Annotated in this window: 12 protein-coding genes; 11 read left to right on the top strand and 1 reads right to left on the bottom strand. The window is 72.4% G+C overall.

All coding sequences use genetic code 11. The annotated features are described in order from the left end of the window. Nucleotides 1-74 precede the first annotated feature (74 nt). A complete protein-coding gene (locus ACQEVZ_RS26325) occupies nt 75-1,019 on the bottom strand; it encodes an ADP-ribosylglycohydrolase family protein (protein WP_433371114.1) in 945 nt (314 codons plus the stop codon). Here ACQEVZ_RS26325 and ACQEVZ_RS26320 point away from each other — a divergent pair. The 11 genes from ACQEVZ_RS26320 to ACQEVZ_RS26270 all read left to right on the top strand — a co-directional run bounded on the left by ACQEVZ_RS26320 (nt 1,018) and on the right by ACQEVZ_RS26270 (nt 17,945). Further along, nucleotides 1,018-2,241, top strand: coding sequence for a hypothetical protein (locus ACQEVZ_RS26320; protein ID WP_433371111.1), 1,224 nt, complete (start codon nt 1,018-1,020; stop codon nt 2,239-2,241). The genes ACQEVZ_RS26325 and ACQEVZ_RS26320 overlap by 2 nt on opposite strands. Before the next feature lie 43 nt (nt 2,242-2,284). Next, nucleotides 2,285-4,060 (top strand): HSP90 family protein, encoded by a 1,776-nt coding sequence (locus ACQEVZ_RS26315; protein ID WP_433371108.1) that lies wholly within the window; start codon nt 2,285-2,287, stop codon nt 4,058-4,060. Beyond that, nucleotides 4,050-6,881 (top strand): hypothetical protein, encoded by a 2,832-nt coding sequence (locus ACQEVZ_RS26310; protein ID WP_433371106.1) that lies wholly within the window; start codon nt 4,050-4,052, stop codon nt 6,879-6,881. Before ACQEVZ_RS26315 ends, ACQEVZ_RS26310 begins: the two co-directional genes overlap by 11 nt. Before the next feature lie 52 nt (nt 6,882-6,933). Beyond that, nucleotides 6,934-7,557 (top strand): TetR/AcrR family transcriptional regulator, encoded by a 624-nt coding sequence (locus ACQEVZ_RS26305; RefSeq protein WP_344508443.1) that lies wholly within the window; start codon nt 6,934-6,936, stop codon nt 7,555-7,557. Nucleotides 7,558-7,624: 67 nt separating this feature from the next. Continuing rightward, nucleotides 7,625-8,977, top strand: a complete 1,353-nt coding sequence (locus tag ACQEVZ_RS26300) for an acetyl-CoA carboxylase biotin carboxylase subunit (RefSeq protein WP_344508442.1) — start codon at nt 7,625-7,627, stop codon at nt 8,975-8,977. After that, on the top strand, nt 8,974-9,867 hold the full coding sequence (locus tag ACQEVZ_RS26295; protein ID WP_344508440.1) for a hydroxymethylglutaryl-CoA lyase: 894 nt from the start codon (nt 8,974-8,976) through the stop codon (nt 9,865-9,867). Before ACQEVZ_RS26300 ends, ACQEVZ_RS26295 begins: the two co-directional genes overlap by 4 nt. Before the next feature lie 133 nt (nt 9,868-10,000). Beyond that, nucleotides 10,001-11,035, top strand: coding sequence for a hypothetical protein (locus ACQEVZ_RS26290; protein WP_433371101.1), 1,035 nt, complete (start codon nt 10,001-10,003; stop codon nt 11,033-11,035). Between the two features lie 246 nt (nt 11,036-11,281). Next, nucleotides 11,282-12,901, top strand: coding sequence for a chaplin family protein (locus ACQEVZ_RS26285; RefSeq protein ID WP_433371098.1), 1,620 nt, complete (start codon nt 11,282-11,284; stop codon nt 12,899-12,901). Between the two features lie 163 nt (nt 12,902-13,064). After that, entirely contained in the window at nt 13,065-14,567 is a 1,503-nt protein-coding gene (locus tag ACQEVZ_RS26280) for an acyl-CoA carboxylase subunit beta (RefSeq protein WP_433371095.1), read from the top strand. Between the two features lie 12 nt (nt 14,568-14,579). After that, nucleotides 14,580-15,737: an acyl-CoA dehydrogenase family protein gene (locus ACQEVZ_RS26275; RefSeq protein ID WP_344508433.1), complete on the top strand. Its 1,158-nt coding sequence runs from the start codon at nt 14,580-14,582 to the stop codon at nt 15,735-15,737. Between the two features lie 48 nt (nt 15,738-15,785). Then, entirely contained in the window at nt 15,786-17,945 is a 2,160-nt protein-coding gene (locus ACQEVZ_RS26270; protein ID WP_433371091.1) for an MMPL family transporter, read from the top strand. Nucleotides 17,946-17,966: the final 21 nt, after the last annotated feature.

The following is a 17,966-nucleotide window of genomic DNA, read 5'->3' as shown; positions in this document are numbered from 1 at the left end:
CAGTCCATCTTCGTGGAAACCTGGTCCGGCGTGATCGTTCGGGTGAATTACCGTTCAACTGTCACGTAGAGTGTTCAGCCCCACGTGGGTAGCGGTTCACGTGACTCGATCCATTCCGGCGGCACGCCGACCGTGTCACCGTGTGCGCCGACGCCCGTGTGCGCCGCGATGACGCCGCCGGCGATCGCGCACATCGAATCGGTGTCGCCGCCCACCCGTACACACGCCGCCAATGCCTCCGGATAGTCGTCGAGATACCGCGCGGCCACCCACAGCGCGAACGGCACGGTGTCCTGCGCCAATGCGTGCGCGCCGTTACCGACCTCCGCGGCGACCTCCCCGGGATCGGACGCCTCCGCCATGCGGGCGGCGCGGCCGATGCCGTCCCGGACGTCGGACGGCGGCAATGCGTTGAGCACCATGCGCAGCAGCGACTCGCGCGGCGTGTGCCGGGCCGCGAGCGCCCCCGCGAGGGCGACCGCGACGGCACCCGACACGCCTTCCGGATGCCGGTGGGTGACCTCCGCCGACAGCGCCGCCTGCCGCGCCGCGACGTCGGGGTCGCCGGAGAAGAACGCGCCCAGCGGCGCGACCCGCATCGCCGCACCGTTGCCCGCGGAGCCGCGGCCGGCGAACAGCGCGCCGGCGGCGACCCGCCACGGGACACCCTCGTCGATGCTGGTCAGCAGCGACCGCGCGCCGCGGCCGTAGCCCCGGTCGCGGCTCCAGCGCTGCGCGAACGCGCCCGCCAGCCAGTCCTGGTCGACCCGGCCGTCCCGGCGGAGCCCTTCCAGCAGCGTGCAGGCCATCTCGGTGTCGTCGGTCCAGCGCCACGGCGCCGGCGGCGGGGCGAATCCGGCACCGGCGGGCAGCGGCGGGTGCATCTCGAACGGCGCGGCGAGCGCGTCACCGACGGAGAGACCGGTCAGGCTGTCGAGCGCGGCACGGAGATCCACCCGCCGAAAATAGTCGATGCGGGCCGGGAACGGCGCCGGCGGATCGCGGCTCGTGGTGGGCATGAAGCGTCGTGAACTGCTCGGCCTGGGCGGGGCCGTCCTGATGGCGTCCTGCGGATCCGGCTCGAAGCCGAAGAAGGTGGAGCCGGGGGAGCTGCTCGCCGTCTCCGTCGGGGACGGGATGACCGTCGTGGAGTCCGGCACCGGCCGCCGGGTGGTGACACCCGCGGCGACCCTCGCGACCGCCGACGGCAGGCGGCTCGTCAGCGCCGTCGCCGAGCCGGGCGCGTCGCGCGTCGTCACCCGCGACGCGCGCACCGGCGACGTCGTCGCGCAGACGACGGTGCGGGGCGCCGGCCGGCTGGCCGCGGTCGCGCCCGACGCCGGGCTGGTCGCGCTCGTCGACGGCGATCCCGCGGGCCGGCTGGAGACAACGATCGTGGTCGCCGGGCCGGCGGGCGAGCGGCACCGGCTGAAGCTGCCGGGATTCGTGCAGCCCGAGGCGTTCTCGTCCACCGGCACGAGCCTCTTCGTGCTGGACATGCTGCCCCCGGAGCATCCGGACAGCTACCGGGTGCGGGTCCTCGATCTCGCGGCGGGGCAGCTCACCGCGCTGAACCTGCCGAACGCGGAGGCGGGCGTGAAGGTCCTCGTGCCGGAGGGCGCGGAGGAGCAGATGCGCGGCGAAGGGCGGCAGGCGGTCTTCGACGCCCGGCGGCAGCGGCTCTTCACCCTGTACAGCCACCAGCCGGACCACGTGCACGTCCGCGACCTGCTGCACCCGGAGACGGGGGCGCGGGACGGCAGGCCGGACGTGCACGCGTTCGTGCACACGCTCAGCGTCGCCGACGGGTGGGCGGTCTGCGTCGACCTGCCGTCGTCGTTCGGCACGGGGCCGGTCGAGGGGCTGACGATCGCACAGCGTGGCGAGGAGGTGTGGGTCGCCGACGCGGGCAAGGGTGTTCTTGCGGTCATTTCCGCCGATGTACTGGCCGTCACGCAGGAGCTCCGGTTCACGGCGGTGGCGGGCCGGGCCCGGTTGGCGGTGTCCAGCTCGGCGGCGTACCTCGCGGCCGGGCGGCAGGTGCAGGTGTTCGACACCGGTTCGAAGTCGCCGCGGGCGACCTGGGCCCTGCCGGGCGACGCGCGGGGCGTCGCGGTGTCGGACACGGGGCTGTACGTGGGGCAGGCGGAGGCCGTACACCGGCTGCATCCGGAAACCGGAGCACCGGTGGCGACCGTCGCCGTGCCGGGGCTCACCGCCGTGGAGCACGTCCTGGGGTGAGAACGGGGCGGAGAATGTCGGTGGGTCGCGGTAGCGTGCGCGCGTGGATCGGACGTTCCAGGTGGACCTGCGCGGGGTCGTGGACCTGCTCAGCCACCATCTCTATGCGAGCCCGCGGGTTTATGTGCGCGAGCTGCTCCAGAATGCCGTCGACGCGATCACCGCGCGGCGCGCGCTCGACCCGGCGGCGCCGGCACGGGTGCGCATCGACCCGCCCGACGTCACCGGCGACGGCACCCTGCGCGTGTCCGACACGGGGATCGGCCTGACCGAGGAGCAGGTCCACCAGTTCCTGGCCACGATCGGGCGCAGCTCCAAGCGCGACGACTTCGGCTTCGCCCGGCACGACTTCCTCGGCCAGTTCGGCATCGGCCTGCTCTCCTGCTTCCTCGTCGCCGACGAGATCCGCGTCCTGACCAGGGCGGAAGGCAGCCCGACGGTGCTGTGGCGCGGCTTCGCCGACGGCCGCTACAGCGTCGCGCCCGCCGGCGAGGACCGGCTGCACGTCGGCACGACCGTGACGCTGGTGCCCCGGCGCGACGCCGACCAGTGGCTGCTGCGGCGGACCGTGACCGAGCTCGCCACCCTCTATGGCTCGCTGCTGCCGGTGACCGTCGAGGTCGGCGACGTCCAGGTCACCGGCGACGGCCTGCCGTGGCGGGCGGGCGGCGACAACCGGCGGGAGCGGCTCGTCGCGCACTGCCGGGAGGTCTTCGGGTTCACCCCGTTCGACGTGGTGGACCTGTCCGTGGCCGAGGCGGGGCTGACCGGGGTCGCGTTCGTGCTGCCCACCCCGGCCAACCCGGCGGCCCGCGCCGGCCACCGCGTCTATCTCAAGCGGATGCTGCTCGCCGAGGGCGCCGAGGGCGTCCTGCCCGAGTGGGCGTTCTTCGCGCGGTGCGTCTTCGACGCCGGCGAGCTGCGCCCGACCGCGAGCCGCGAGGCGCTGTATGAGGACCAGCTGCTCGAGTCGACCCGCGAGACGCTCGGCGACCAGCTGCGCGGCTGGCTGGTCCGGCTCGCCACCCGCGACCCGCGGCGGCTGGCGGAGTTCCTGGAGATCCACCACCTCGGCGTCAAGGCGCTCGCCGTGCACGACGACGAGATGCTGCGCCTGGTCGAGCGCTGGTGGCCGATGGAGACCAACACGGGCCGGATGACGCTCGCCGACTTCCGCGCCCAGCATGGCCTCGTGCGATACACGGTGCAGGTCGACGAGTTCCGCCAGATCGGCGCGGTCGCGGCGGCGCAGGGCATGCCGGTGGTCAACGCCGGCTACGTGTATGACGCGCAGCTCATCGAGCGGCTGCCGCTGATCGAGCCGGGCGCGCTGATCGAGCGGGTCGAGCCCAGCGACCTGACCACGCACTTCGACGCGCTGGAGCCGGGGCTGGAGCTGGCCCGGCGGCCGTTCGTGGCCCGCGCGCAGCGCGCCATGGACCGGCTCGGCTGCGAGGTGGTCCTGCGCGCGTTCGACCCGGCGGGCATGCCGGCCATGTATCTGGTGAACCGGTCGGCCGCGTTCGCCGCCGAGCTGCGGGCCACCCGGGAGCGGGTCGACGAGGTGTGGGCCGACGTGCTGGACGCCCTCGCCCGCACCGACGACGAGGACCGGCCCCAGTTGGTGCTGAACCATCGAAACCCGCTGGTCCGGCGGATCAGCGAGCTCGCCGACGAGGACCTGGTGCGCCTCGCCGTCGAAGGCCTGTACGGTCAGGCGCTGCTGCTCGGACACCATCCGCTGCGGCCGGCGGACGCCGCGCTGCTCAACAGCTCATTCCTGGGCCTGCTCAACAAGGCGGTCGCGCATGAAGACTGAAGACGAGCTCTGGACCCTGCTGCGCGAGGCCGACCACATGCCGTATGGCAGTGGCCAGATCGCGCTGGTCGAGCAGATCGTGCAGCACGCCGACGCCGGCGGCTTCGACGAGCTGCGCTTCGCGGCGCGGATGCAGGCCACGACGGCGTATGTGCACGGCGGGGAGACCGCGAAGTCGTTCGTGACGTTCTCGTGGTGCCGCGCGGAGTATGACGCGCACCCGGAGCGCTTCGACCGGCACGCCGAGAGCCTGCTGCTGTGGCAGTTCAAGTACATGGTGTCGGGCCTGCTGAAGTTCCCCGAGGTGCCGCTCGGCCGCACGCACGACGTGCTCGACGACATGGAGCGCCGCTTCCGCGCCGGTGGGCACAGCCTGCAGGCCGTCTACTCCTACCGGCACGCCGTGGCCGCGCACATCGGCGACCCGGCCGCGGACGAGTGGTATGAGCAGTGGTGCGCGACGCCCCGCGACGACAACTCCGACTGCGTCGGCTGCGACCCGACGTCGAAGGTGTATCACCTGGTGTCGGCCGGCGACGACGAGGCGGCGGTCGCGCTCGCCCAGCCGGTGCTCGCCGGCCACCTCACCTGCGCCGAGCAGCCCCAGTCGATCCTGACGTCGCTGCTGGTGCCGTATCTGCGCACCGGCCGGCTCACGGAGGCCGCCGACGCGCACCGCCGCGCCTACCGCAGTCTGCGGGGCAACCTCGCCGACCTGCAGCGCATCGGCGAGCACGTGGTGTTCTGCGCGCGGACCGGCAACGAGACCCGCGGCCTGGAGATCGTCGAGCGGCACCTGACCTGGCTCGACAAGGCCCCGCACCCGCAGGCCGACATGTGGTTCTCCGCCGCGGCGGCGCTGCTGCTCAGCCGCCTCGACGCCACGGTCGTGATCACCGGGGTGCCGGCGGCGGAGCGGGCGGCGCCGGGGGGTGCCGAGGGGCTGCCGGCGCCGGTGCTCGCCGAGCGGCTCGCGGCCCGGGCGCGGGCCCTGGCGGCGCGCTTCGACGCCCGCAACGGCACGGCCAACATCGGCCGGCTCATCGAGGCCCGGCTGCACGCCGAGCCGCTCGTGGACCACCTGCCGCTCAGCGCCGTGGCCCGCACGCTGCGGACCGCCGCCGCGCCCGCCGTGACCACCGCGCCGCGCCCGCTGCCGACCGACCCGGCGGAGCTGCTCGACCGGGCGGAGGAGCTGTTCGAGGAGTACCGCTTCACCGAGGCGCGGGCCGCGTGGCAGCGCTTCGACGAGCTCTTCGACGACCCGGCGCCCGCGCTGGCGGTCCGGCGGGTGGAGGGCCGTGGCCGGATCGCGAGCGTCGACGAGGAGCCGGAGGTGGCCGAGGCCGCGTTCCTGGAGGCCGCCGCCGGTCACCGGCGGCTCGGCGACGAGCGGTCCGCGCTGATCGCCGAGGCCCGCGCGCTGCTCGCCCCCGACGCCGAGGACCGGCAGGAGGAGGTCCTGGCCCGGCTGACCGAGGTCACCGAGCGGATCGTCGCGATCGGCGACGCCGACACCCGGGCCGAGGCGCGGCTGCGGCTCGAGTATCCGCTGCTGGCGCTCGACCGGCTCGACGACGCCCTTGCCGCGGTCGAGGCCGCGGTCGCCGAGGAGCCGGCCCGCCCGGCGCTGCGGGCCGAGCTGGCCGGGCGGCGCGCCCGGTGCCTGCTGGTGCTGGAGCGCTTCGAGGAGGCGGTGGCGGCCGCCGCCGACTGCCGCGAGCAGTATGGCCGGCTCGGCGACCCGCCGCCGGTGGCGCTCGCGGCGCTGATCCAGGGGCACGCGCTGGCCAACCTCGAGCAGTTCGACGCCGCGGTGGAGGCGTTCGACGCCGCGCTCGCCGCCGCGGTCGAGCGCGACCCGCGGCTGTCGGCGCTGGTCGGCCGGGGGCGGGCCAGGCTCGCCGGCGGCCACCCGGCCGAGGCCGTCGACGACCTCGTCGAGGCGATCGCCGACCACGTCGCGCACGGCGAGGACGGGCCCGCCGCGATCCTGCGCTTCGACCTGGCCAATGCCTATGACCAGGCCGGGCAGCCGCTCGACGCGGCCGAGGCGGCGGAGAGCTCGATCGACGTGCTCGACCGGATCGGCGCCCAGGAGTATGCGGACCGCACCCGCTACCTGCTGTCGCGGATCTACCGGGAGCTCGACGAGCCCGACCAGGCGCTCGCGCTGCTGGAGACGCTCGCCGGCAACCTCGACGGGTTCGACAACCTGCAGTCCCGCGGCCGGATGCTGCAGGAGGCGGCCCAGCTGCTCTACCGGGCCGACCGCGACGCGCAGGCCGCCGAGCGGTTCGGCGCGGCCGCGGCCGCGTTCGGGGCCGCCGGGGTGGTCCAGGCCGAGCTGTACAACCGCCGGATGCGGGCCCTCGCGCTGCGCTGGGCCGGTAGCGTCGAGGAGTCGCTCGCCGCGCTCGCCGAGGCCGACGCGCTGGCCGCGTCGTTGAGCCAGACGGTCGGGCCGTCCGAGCCGTGGCTGGTCTGGCAGCGGGCGATGCTCGACTGCGACGCGGCGCGGGTGCTGCTCGGCGCCGGCCAGGGCGACGAGGCCCTGGCCCGGGTCCGCGGCGCCGCGGACGTGCTGCGCGGCATCGGCGCGCTCGGCGAGGCCCTCGAGGCCGACCTGCTGCACGCCGAGCTGCTGCTGCGCTCCGGCGATCCGGCACCGGCCGAGCCGCTGCTGCGCTCGGTGCTCGGTGCCGCGCCCGCGGGCTCGCAGGCGGGGCAGAACGCGGCCTGGATGCTGGCCGAGGCGCTCGAGGCGATGGATCGCTCGGAGGAGGCCGCCGAGATCCGTCAGCTCCACCTCGGGCAGTGACAAACTTAACGACCGTTCAGCAGTTGTCTTGACACAAGGTTAGGCTTTCCCCATGACGCTGGAGCAATCGTCCGTGCGCCCACCTGCACAGACCCGCGGTGCCGGGCCTGCCGGACAACGCCGCCGCTCACGGCGGGAGGAGATCCTCGAGATCGCCGTCGGGCTCTTCGCGACCCGCGGTTATCACGGCGTGTCGATGGACGACATCGGCGCGGCGGCCGGCGTGACCGGCCCGGCCCTCTACCACCACTTCGCCGGCAAGGAGGCGATGCTGGCGGCCGCGCTCATCCCGGTCAGCGAGCAGCTGCTCGACGGCGGGCAGAAGCGCATCGCCGACTCGTCCGACGACCCGGCCGCCGCGCTCGCCACGCTGGTCGACTTCCACGTCGAGTTCGCCCTCGCCAACCCGGCGGTCATCGCGCTGCACCTGCACGAGCTCGACCGGCTGCCCGAGGAGCCCCGCCGGCAGATCCGGCGCCTGCAGCGGCTCTATGTCGAGGAGTGGGTCAGCACGCTCACCGCGCTGCGCGGCGAGCTCAACGCCGGGGAGGCCCGCGTCCTCGCCCACGCCGCCTTCGGTCTGATGAACTCCACGCCGTTCCTCGGCGGCGAGGTCGACCGGACCCGCCGTGCCGAGCTGTTGCGCGCCGCGACACTCTCCGCGCTGCAAGGGTGACCCTCCGAGGGTTATCCACAGGCCAGTCACGTGTTAACCCACAGAGTTATCCACAGGAGCGGTCCGCATGCTGAGTTCGCTGCTCGTCGCCAACCGCGGAGAGATCGCTCGCAGGATCATCCGTACCGCGCGCAGGCTGCGGATCCACACCGTCGCCGTGCACTCCGAGGCCGACGCCGGGCTGCCCTTTGTCAGTGAGGCCGACGAGGCGGTGCTGATCGGGCCGGCCAACCCGGCCCAGTCGTACCGCAACACCGAAGCGATCCTGGCCGCGGCGAAGTCGACCGGCGTGGAGGCGATCCACCCCGGCTACGGCTTCCTGTCGGAGAACGCGGCCTTCGCCGCCACCGTCACCGAGCACGGCCTGATCTGGGTCGGTCCCGGGCCGGAGGCGATCGCCGCGATGGGCGACAAGATCAACGCCAGGAACCTCATGGCCGCCGCCGGCGTGCCGGTCGCGCCGGGCAGCACCGACCCCGCCACCACTGTCGAGGACGCCGTCGCCGCCGCGGCCTCGATCGGCTTCCCCGTGATGGTGAAGGCCGCCGCGGGCGGCGGTGGCATGGGCATGGCGGTCGCCGCCGACGAGGCCGCCCTGGTCGTGGAGTACGAGAAGGTCCGCGGCTTCGCCGAGCGGATGTTCGGCGACGGCTCGGTGCTGATCGAGCGCTACTTCCCCCGCGTCCGCCACGTCGAGGTGCAGATCCTCGGCCTCGCCGACGGCCGGGTCGTCGCCCTCGGCGAGCGCGAGTGCTCGGTGCAGCGGCGCAACCAGAAGCTCGTCGAGGAGACCCCGTCGCCGGCCCTCGACCCGCGGCAGCGCGCCGACCTGCTCGCCGCCGCCGTCCGGGCGGGCGAGGCGGTCGGCTACCGCAACGCCGGCACCGTCGAGTGCCTGTTCGACCCGACCTCCGGGCAGTTCTTCTTCCTGGAGATGAACACGCGCCTGCAGGTCGAGCACCCGGTCACCGAGGCCGTGTTCGGCATCGACCTGGTCGAGGAGCAGCTGCGGGTCGCGTCCGGCCTCGCGCCGACCTTCGACCCCGCGGCGCTGCGCGTCACCGGCCACGCCGTCGAGGTCCGGGTCAACGCCGAGGACCCGAAGCGCTTCCTGCCCGGCCCCGGCGCGATCACGACCTGGGTCGAGCCGACCGGCGACGGGGTGCGCGTCGACGCCGGGTACGGGCCGGGCAACGTCGTCACGCCCAACTACGACTCGCTGATGGCGAAGCTCGTCGTGCACGGCACCGACCGCGCCGACGCGCTGGCGAAGCTGCGCGCCGCGGTCGCCGGGTTCGAGGTCGTGGGGCCGAAGGTCAACCTGCCGTTCTTCGCCGAGCTGCTCGACAACGCCGAGTTCCTCTCCGGTGACTACGACACCGGCATCGTGAGCCGGATGCGCCCAGGAGGTGCGCGGTGAGTTTCATTTCCATCCGTGAGGTCGGGCCCCGCGACGGTCTGCAGAACGAGGACCCCGTCCCCGCCGCCGCCAAGGTACGGCTGCTCGACGCGCTCTCCGCGACCGGTGTCGGCCGGATCGAGGCGGTGTCGTTCGTCCACCCGAGGGCGATCCCGCAGATGGCCGACGCCGACGAGGTGTGGGCCGCCGCGGTCAAGAACCCCGCGGTGCACTACTCGGCGCTGGTGCCCAACTCGCGGGGCGCCGAGCGGGCGCTCAAGGCCGGCTTCGGCGAGATCGAGGTCGTCGTGTCGGCGTCCGAGACGCACAACCAGCGCAACGTGAACCGGTCGACGGGCGAGTCGCTCGACGACATCGCCGCGCTGATCGCGCTGCTGCACGGCGCCGGCGCCACCGCCGAGGTGATCATCTCCACCAGCTTCGGCTGCCCGTTCGAGGGCGACATCGACCCGGCGCGGGTGGCCGGCATCGTCGACCGGGTGGTCGCCGACGGCGCGGACCGTGTCGCGTTCGGCGACACGACCGGCATGGCCACCCCCCGCCGCGTGCAGGACGTCGTCGGCCTCGTCCGCGACCGCCACCCCGATCTGCCGCTGCTGCTGCACTTCCACAACACCCGCGGCGCCGCCCTCGCGAACATCCTCACCGCGATGCAGCTGGGCATCACCGAGTTCGACGCGAGCGTCGGCGGGCTCGGCGGCTGCCCGTATGCGCCGGGAGCCACCGGCAACGTCGCCACCGAGGAGGTCGTGCACCTGCTGCACGACATGGGCCACGACACCGGCATCGACCTCAAGGCGATGATCGAGGCGGCGGCGATGGCGCAGGAGATCGTCGGGCGGGAGCTGCCATCGGGCGTGCTCAAGGCCGGTCCGCGAATCCCTTTCTGACGCCTGCTGTCCCACTTGTGCCCGATTCGCCGGGATAGTGGCGTGTCCCCGGCCGGGACGATTCGTTGCTCAGTACGGAACTGTCAGATGTCGGGCGACCCGCCCGGCAGCGAGCCCGTACTGAGAGGCAGCCATGGCCCGGTCAAGGAGCGAGCGCAACCCGCGCACGGCCCCCTGTGCCCGGTCTGCTGCCCGTTTCGCCGTCAAGGGTCTGGTCGTCGCCGGTTTCGCCGGCGTGGCCTGGCTGCTGTCGGCGTCGGCGGCGCACGCCTCGGAGTCGTCGGGCTCGGACGGTTTCGCGTCCGGGACCTCCCTGATCGCGCCGGTGACCAACCTGGTCACCGGGGGCGGCGGGACGGGACTCGACCTGCTCGACCTCGGCGCCGGCGGCAGCCGTCACGGCGCTGATGGTCACGCCTCTTCCAGTGGCCACACCTTCGGTCACATCGGGTCCACCGGTGTGCCTTCCAGGGTGTCCTCCGGCGCGCCTTCCGGGGTGTCGCCGCGCGAGTCGAGGGGTGACCTGCTCACCGGGACGGTGCTGACCGTCCTGCGACCGGTGACGGGCACGGTCCTGGCCACGACCGACGGGGTCACGGACAAGGCGGCCGGCAAAGCCGCCACTCCGGCGTCCACCAAGATGCCCCGCTTGACGACGGTGAACGCGTCGAGCGCCACGAACTCACGAACCAAGAGGCCGGCAAAAGCCGGCATCACGATCGCCCGCAAGACGCAGACGCAAGAGCCGGCCGTCCAGGCCGAGCCGGTCGGCGTCGGGTCACCCGGCGACGTCGTAGCCGCGGCGACCGGCACCTCCCGTGCCGGCGTCGACTCGACACGCGTCGTCGTCTCCCGTGCCATGGGTCAGCTCGACCGGCTCGACGCCGGCGACGCCACGCACGAGAAGCCGGTCGCGGACCGGACCGAAGCGCAGGGCACGCGCCACGTGCCGCTGCTGCCCCGCCCGGCGCCCGTTCCGGCGCCGGCGGCCGGCATCACCTCGGGAGTTCCGGGCACCGGCTCGGGCCTCAACCACGACGGTGGCGCCGCCGCCACGCTGCCCGCCGCTCCGGCCGGCACGAAGGTGGTCACCTTCAGGCTGGATGCGGTCGAAGACGCCGAGCTGCGGCTGCTCGCAGCCGAGAAGCCGACAGTCTCACCCGACTGAGGCCGGCCGGCCAGCCGACGCGAAGCGAAGCGGGCCGAGCCGGAGCCAGCCAGGGTCCCCTGGGCCAGCATCGATCCGCATCGACCACATCGCGGCATCTCGCAACACCGAACACGCACCATCCGGGCGCACGTCGACAGGGCGGAGCCGGGCAGAGCCTGCCCGCACGCAGGTTTCGCGGCTCCGATCCGCGCCCACGCAAGCAGCACTGAACAGAAACACCTACCGAAGGGTCTCACTTTCACCATGAAGACGTGGGTTCGTAAGTCGCTCAACGTGGGCGTGCTTTCCGCGGGCTTCCTGCTCATCTCGGGCGGGGCCGCGCACGCCGACTGGACGACTGGCTACAACGCCGGCCTGCTGAACGGCAATCAGTTCGACACCACCCTCCAGCTGCCGGTCAACGTCTGCGGCAACTCGATCGCGGTGCTCGGCTTCGCCGACGCGTCCTGCGGTGGCGGCGCCGCGGCGGTCGACACCGAGAGCGCCACCACCGAGGACTGGACGACCGGCTACAACGCGGGCGTCGCCAACGGCAACCAGCTCGACACCACCCTCCAGGTGCCGGTCAACGTCAGCGGCAACGCCGTCAGCGTCCTGGGCTTCTCGAGCGCGTCCAGCCAGGGCGGCGCGTACGCCGTCAAGGGCGGCATGGCCTCCGACAACGGCCGGGGTCACGGGCACGGCCACGGCCGGGGCCACGGGCACGGCGGTGGCAACGGTGGCGGCAACGGCGGCGACAACGGTGGCTACACCGGGAACAACAACGGTGGCTACACCGCCGACGCCGACGACTACACCGAGAGCACCGGCAACCGCACCGAGGACTGGACCTCGGGCTACAACGCGGGCCTGCTCAACGGCAACCAGTTCGACACCACGCTGCAGCTGCCGGTCAACCTGAGCGGCAACGCGATCAGCCTGTTCGGCTTCTCCAGCGCGCAGAGCGCCGGCGGTGCCTGGGCGGTCAAGGGTGAGAGCGCCTCCACCGAGAGCGCGACCACCGAGGACTGGACCACGGGCTACAACGCGGGCCTGCTCAACGGCAACCAGTTCGACACCACGGTCCAGGCGCCGATCAACGTCTGCGGCAACGCGATCGCGGTGCTCGGCTTCTCCAGCGCCTCCTGCGGCGGCGGCGCGGTCGCCGTCGACGGCGATGGCTGGGGCGGCGGCAACGGCGGTGGCAACGGCCACGGGCACGGCCACGGCCACGGTCACGGCGGCGACAACGGCGACTGGGACGACGACGACAACGGCAACGGTGGCGGCAACGGCGGCTACGGTGACGACGACGCCGACAACGACGGCGGCTACGGCAACGGTGGCAGCAACGGCAACCCCGGCGCGTACGGCAACGCCGCGGGCAACGCCAGCAACATGAGCTCGCACGGCGCCTCCGCGTCGCACGGCAAGGCGAAGACCAAGAAGGTCACCAGCGAGCACAGCCGTGGCAACGGCGCCGGCACCGGCACCGCGAACGACGGCGGCTACGGCAACGGTGGCGGCAACGGCAACAACAACGGCGGTTACGGCAACGGCCAGAACAACGGCGGTTACGGCAACGGCAACGGCAACGGTGGCTACGGCAACGGCGCCGGCAACGGCGACGACGACCGGGGTCACGGCCGTGGCCACGGGCACCACGGGCGCGGCAACGGCGGCGGCTGGAGCAACGGTGGCGGCGCGACCGCCGTCAAGAACTCGTGCAGCGACTGGACCACGGGCTACAACGCCGGTCTGCTGAACGGCAACCAGTTCGACACCACGCTGCAGGTGCCGGTCAACATCAGCGGCAACGCGATCAGCCTGTTCGGCTTCTCGCAGGCGTCCAGCCAGGGCGGCGCGGTCGCGTACTCCTGCTGACACCGGTACCGGGGTCCCTCTGATCCGCAGGGGGACCCGGGGTCCCGCCGGGTGCACACCGACCCGTGCCCGACGAGCCATTGGTACTTGACCTCCGCTTCGGCTAACCTGAACGATCGTTAGGCATAACGATCGTTCAGGTTGCTGACGCGGAGGTCGCGCCATGTTGGAGGAGCTTCGGAAGCGTGTCGAGGCCGGCGGTGCCGAGAAGTACCACGCGGCCAACGCTGCCCGGGGCAAGCTCTTCGCCCGTGAGCGGATTGCCCTGCTCGTCGACGAAGGAACCTTCGTCGAGGACGGGATGTTCGCCAACGTGCTGGCCGAAGGCCTGCCGGCCGATGGCGTCATCACCGGCACCGCGACCGTCGACGGCCGCCCGGTCTGCCTGATGGCCAACGACTCCACGGTCAAGGCCGGCTCCTGGGGCGCCCGCACCGTCGAGAAGATCATCCGGATCATCGAGAAGGCCTACGACACCGGCGTCCCCATGGTGTACCTGGTGGACTCCGCCGGCGCCCGCATCACCGACCAGGTCGAGCTCTTCCCCGGCCGGCGGGGCGCCGGGCGCATCTTCCACACGCAGGTCCGCGCCAGCGGCAGCATCCCGCAGGCCTGTGCCCTGTTCGGCCCGTCGGCCGCCGGCGGCGCCTACATCCCCGCCTTCTGCGACGTCGTCGCGATGGTCGAGGGCAACGCGTCGATGTACCTGGGCTCCGACCGGATGGTCGAGATGGTCACCGGCGAGAAGACCACCCTCGAGGCGATGGGCGGCGCGCGGGTGCACTGCACGGAGTCCGGCGTCGGGCACTTCCTGTGCAAGACCGAGGCCGAGGCGATCGAGACGGTCCGTCGCTACCTGTCCTACCTGCCGTCCAACTGGACGCAGCCCGCGCCGGTCGCCGCGGCGGCTGCCGCCACCGGCCTGCCGGAGATCCCCGTCAGCGAGCGGCAGGCCTTCGACATGCGCAAGTTCGTGCGCGGTCTCGTCGACGAGGGCTCGTTCTTCGAGATCCAGGCGCTGTGGGCGCGGGAGCTCACCGTCGGCTTCGCCCGCATCGACGGCCGGCCCGTCGGCGTCGTCGCCAACAACTCGATGTTCAAGGGCGGCGTGCTCTTCGTCGACTCCGCCGACAAGGCGACCCGGTTCGTGCAGCTCTGCGACGCGTTCAACGTGCCGCTGCTCTTCCTCGCCGACGTGCCCGGCTTCATGGTCGGCTCGGCCGTGGAGAAGCAGGGCATCATCCGGCACGGCGCCAAGATGATCACCGCGATCTCCGAGGCGACCGTGCCCAAGCTCTGCGTCGTGGTCCGCAAGGCGTATGGCGCCGGCCTCTACGCCATGGCCGGCCCGGGGTTCGAGCCCGACGCCACCATCGCCCTGCCCACCGCCAAGATCGCCGTGATGGGGGCGGAGGCGGCCGTCAACGCGGTCTACGCCAACAAGATCGCCGCGCTGCCCGACGACGAGGCGCGCGCCGCGTTCGTCGCCTCGGCCCGGGCCGAGTACGAGCGCGACATCGACATCATGCGCCTGGCCAGCGAGCTGGTCGTCGACACGGTCGTCGAGCCGGGCGCGCTGCGCGACGAGGTGGCCCGCCGGTTCGCCGCCGCCACCGGGAAAGACCGTCAATTCTCGCGCCGCCGTCACGGCGTCACGCCCGTCTGAGAGGTACCCGTCATGGTCGACTTCACCCTCGGCGAGGAGCTCGAGGCCCTCCGTCAGAGCGTTCGCGAGTTCGCCAACGACGTCGTGGCACCGGTCATCGGCGACTACTACGAGCGGCACGCGTTCCCGTACGACATCGTGCGCCAGATGGGCAAGATGGGCCTCTTCGGCCTGCCCTTCCCGGAGCAGCACGGCGGCATGGGCGGCGACTACTTCGCCCTCTGCGTCGCCCTGGAGGAGCTGGCGCGCGTCGACTCCTCCGTCGCGGTCACCCTGGAGGCCGGCATCTCCCTCGGTGCCATGCCGATCTACCGCTTCGGCACCGACGAGCAGCGGGCCCAGTGGCTGCCGCGGCTCGTCACCGGCGAGGCGCTGGCCGCCTTCGGCCTCACCGAGCCGGGCGCCGGCTCCGACGCGGGCGGCACCCAGACCCGCGCGGTGCTGGACGAGGCCACCGGCGAATGGGTGATCAACGGCTCCAAGGCCTTCATCACCAACTCCGGCACCGACATCACCGCCCTGGTCACCGTCACGGCCGTCACCGGGGTCAACCCGGACGGCTCCAAGGAGCTCTCCTCGATCATCGTGCCGAGCGGCACGCCCGGCTTCACGGTCCAGCCCGGCTACTCCAAGGTCGGCTGGTGCGCCTCCGACACGCACGAGCTGAGCTTCTCCGACTGCCGGGTGCCGGCCGCCAACCTGCTCGGGCAGCGTGGCCGCGGGTATGCGCAGTTCCTGCAGATCCTCGACGAGGGGCGGGTCGCGTTCGCGGCGCTCGGCGTCGGGCTCGCCCAGGGCTGCGTCGACGAGTCGGTGGCCTACGCCAAGCAGCGCCGGGCGTTCGGCAAGGCGATCGGTGAGTACCAGGCGATCCAGTTCAAGCTCGCCGACATGGAGGCCCGCGCGCACACCGCCCGGCTGGCCTACTACGACGCGGCGTCCCGGCTGGTGAACGGCCGGGAGTTCAAGCGCCAGGCCGCCATCGCGAAGCTGCAGGCCAGCGACGCCGCGGTCACCAACGCCCGCGAGGCGACCCAGGTGCACGGCGGCTACGGCTTCATGAACGAGACGCCGGTGGCCCGCATGTGGCGCGACGCGAAAATCCTGGAGATCGGTGAGGGCACGTCGGAGGTACAGCGGATGATCATCTCGCGGTCGTTGGGTCTCTAACAAGACGGAGGATTTCGCCGCGCTCCACTGCCGTGCTTGCATACTGCGATGTTCGCGAAACTGGGCACGCTCATGGACCGCTACCGGTGGCCTGTCATCGGGGTGTGGCTGGCTGTGACCGTGGCCGGTGCCGTCTTCGGTGGCGCGCTGTTCGACCGGCTCGCCACCACGACCACCAACCGGGCCGACAGCGAGTCGGCGATCGCGCAGCAGCGCATCGACGAGCTGGCGCCCGAAGGGTCGATGGTCATCGCCGTCATCGAGGGCAAGGACGTCTACGACCCGGGGCTCAACGCGAGCGTCACCAAGGCCAGCCAGGAGATCAAGGCGATGGCCGGGGTGAAGGAGGTCAACGACCTCTACAACGGCCCCGGCGGGCAGATCGGCGCCGACAACATGAGCTCGACGGTGCGGGTCGAGCTCGACCCGAAGCTCGGTGAGGCCGCCCGCGAGAAGCTCGAGGACAAGGTCAAGGCGCGCCTGAAGCTGATCGAGGCGCCGAAGGTGACGGTCGGCGGGACGAAGATCGCGGAGCGGGCGTTCGGCGAGCAGTCGGTGCGGGACCTCGCGATCGGGGAGAGCATCGCGCTGGTCGCGCTGCTCGTCGTGCTGGTGCTGATCTTCGGCGGGGTGGTCGCCGCCGGGCTGCCGCTCGCGGTCGCGGTCGTCGGGGTCACGGGGTCGCTGCTGCTGCTGTTGGTGCTCAGCTTCGCGACGAAGGTGAGCGAATACTCCCTGAACGTCGTGACGCTGCTCGGGATCGGGCTCGCCGTCGACTACTCGCTGCTCATCGTCGCCCGGTTCCGGGAGGAGCGGCTCACGCACGAGCCGGCCGAGGCGCTCGTCGAGGCGGTCGCGCGGTCCGGCCGGGCGGTCGCGATCTCCGGCGTCGCGGTCGCGGCGACCCTCGCGGGGCTGACCGTGTTCGCCGAGCCGCTGCTCGCCGCGGTCGCGCTCGGCGGGGCCGCCGTCGTCGTGCTGGCGACGGTCGCGGCGCTGACGCTGGTGCCGGCGCTGCTCTCGCTCGCGAAGGACAGGATCCCGGCGACCGGCGAGGGCCGGTTCACCTTCAAGACCGACCTGCTCGCGAAGCTGGCCACCAAGGCGCAGCAGTCGCCGTCGGCGGTCGCGGTCGGCGTGACCGTGGGCCTGCTGGTGCTGGCGGCGCCGCTGCTCGGGGCGAACTTCGCCAACTCCGACGCGCGGGCACTGCCGCACAGCAACGAGGCGCGGCAGGCGTACGACGCGCTGCAGAAGAAGTTCAACGACGAGCACCCGGAAGACGTGGTCGTGCTGCTGGAGGCCGGTCCCGAGCGCGCCGACGTCCGCATGTTCATGAACCAGGTCAGCAAGGACCTCTCCGGCCAGGTGTTCCGCCAGGAGGTGCGCCCCGACGTGCCCAAGGGCTGGACGGTCCTCGACCTGACCCCGAAGGGCGAGGTCGGCGGGCAGGAGGGCCTCGACCTGGTGCGCAAGGTGCGGGCCATGCCCACGCCGTTTCCGAAGTGGGTCACCGGCCCGAGCGCCGAGGTCGTCGACTACCAGGACTCCCTCGCCCGCCGGCTGCCGATCGCGGCGCTCATCGTGCTGATCGTGACCGTCGCGGTGCTGTTCATGCTCACCGGCTCGGTCGTCATCCCGCTCAAGGCCGTCCTGATGAACCTGCTGACCCTGATCGCCACGCTCGGCGTCCTGGTCGTGGTGTTCCAGTGGGGCTGGGGGCAGATCCCGCTCTTCTTCGACTCCTGGGGCGGCATCGACCTGACGACGCCGGTGCTGCTGTTCGTGTTCATCTTCGGCCTGTCGATGGACTACGAGGTCTTCCTCCTGGCGCGGATCAAGGAGGAGTACGACCGGCGCCCCGACACCAACCGGGCGGTCCTGCGCGGCATCACGAAGTCCGGCCCGGTCGTGACGGCGGCCGCGATCTGCATCGTCATCGTGTTCCTCGGCTTCGCGGTCGGCGGGCTGGTCGCGGTGAAGGAGATCGGCGTCGGCATGACGGTCGCCGTGGTCATCGACGTCACGGTGGTGCGGGGGCTGCTGCTGCCGGCCCTCATGACGATGCTCGACAGCTGGAACTGGTGGGCGCCGACCTTCCTCAAGCAGCTGGGCAGGCGCAGGCCGGCGGCGGCCGGAAAGCCGGTCGCGGAGGATGAGACCGTCGAGGTGCCCGCCCTTGGCAACAACCGCGCCACCGGCAGGTAACGCATCGATAACCGTCGTAGT

It is taken from the genome of Dactylosporangium sp. CA-152071, from assembly GCF_050936335.1.
Lineage (GTDB): Bacteria > Actinomycetota > Actinomycetes > Mycobacteriales > Micromonosporaceae > Dactylosporangium > Dactylosporangium maewongense.
This window is presented reverse-complemented; position numbering and strand designations above follow the sequence as displayed.

Coding starts and splice junctions, on each gene's coding strand:
- ACQEVZ_RS26320 (WP_433371111.1), top strand. CDS start 1,018: ATGAAGCGTCGTGAACTGCTCGGCCTGGGCGGGGCCGTCCTGATGGCG.
- ACQEVZ_RS26325 (WP_433371114.1), bottom strand. CDS start 1,019: ATGCCCACCACGAGCCGCGATCCGCCGGCGCCGTTCCCGGCCCGCATC.
- ACQEVZ_RS26310 (WP_433371106.1), top strand. CDS start 4,050: ATGAAGACTGAAGACGAGCTCTGGACCCTGCTGCGCGAGGCCGACCAC.
- ACQEVZ_RS26305 (WP_344508443.1), top strand. CDS start 6,934: ATGACGCTGGAGCAATCGTCCGTGCGCCCACCTGCACAGACCCGCGGT.
- ACQEVZ_RS26300 (WP_344508442.1), top strand. CDS start 7,625: ATGCTGAGTTCGCTGCTCGTCGCCAACCGCGGAGAGATCGCTCGCAGG.
- ACQEVZ_RS26290 (WP_433371101.1), top strand. CDS start 10,001: ATGGCCCGGTCAAGGAGCGAGCGCAACCCGCGCACGGCCCCCTGTGCC.
- ACQEVZ_RS26285 (WP_433371098.1), top strand. CDS start 11,282: ATGAAGACGTGGGTTCGTAAGTCGCTCAACGTGGGCGTGCTTTCCGCG.
- ACQEVZ_RS26280 (WP_433371095.1), top strand. CDS start 13,065: ATGTTGGAGGAGCTTCGGAAGCGTGTCGAGGCCGGCGGTGCCGAGAAG.
- ACQEVZ_RS26275 (WP_344508433.1), top strand. CDS start 14,580: ATGGTCGACTTCACCCTCGGCGAGGAGCTCGAGGCCCTCCGTCAGAGC.
- ACQEVZ_RS26270 (WP_433371091.1), top strand. CDS start 15,786: ATGTTCGCGAAACTGGGCACGCTCATGGACCGCTACCGGTGGCCTGTC.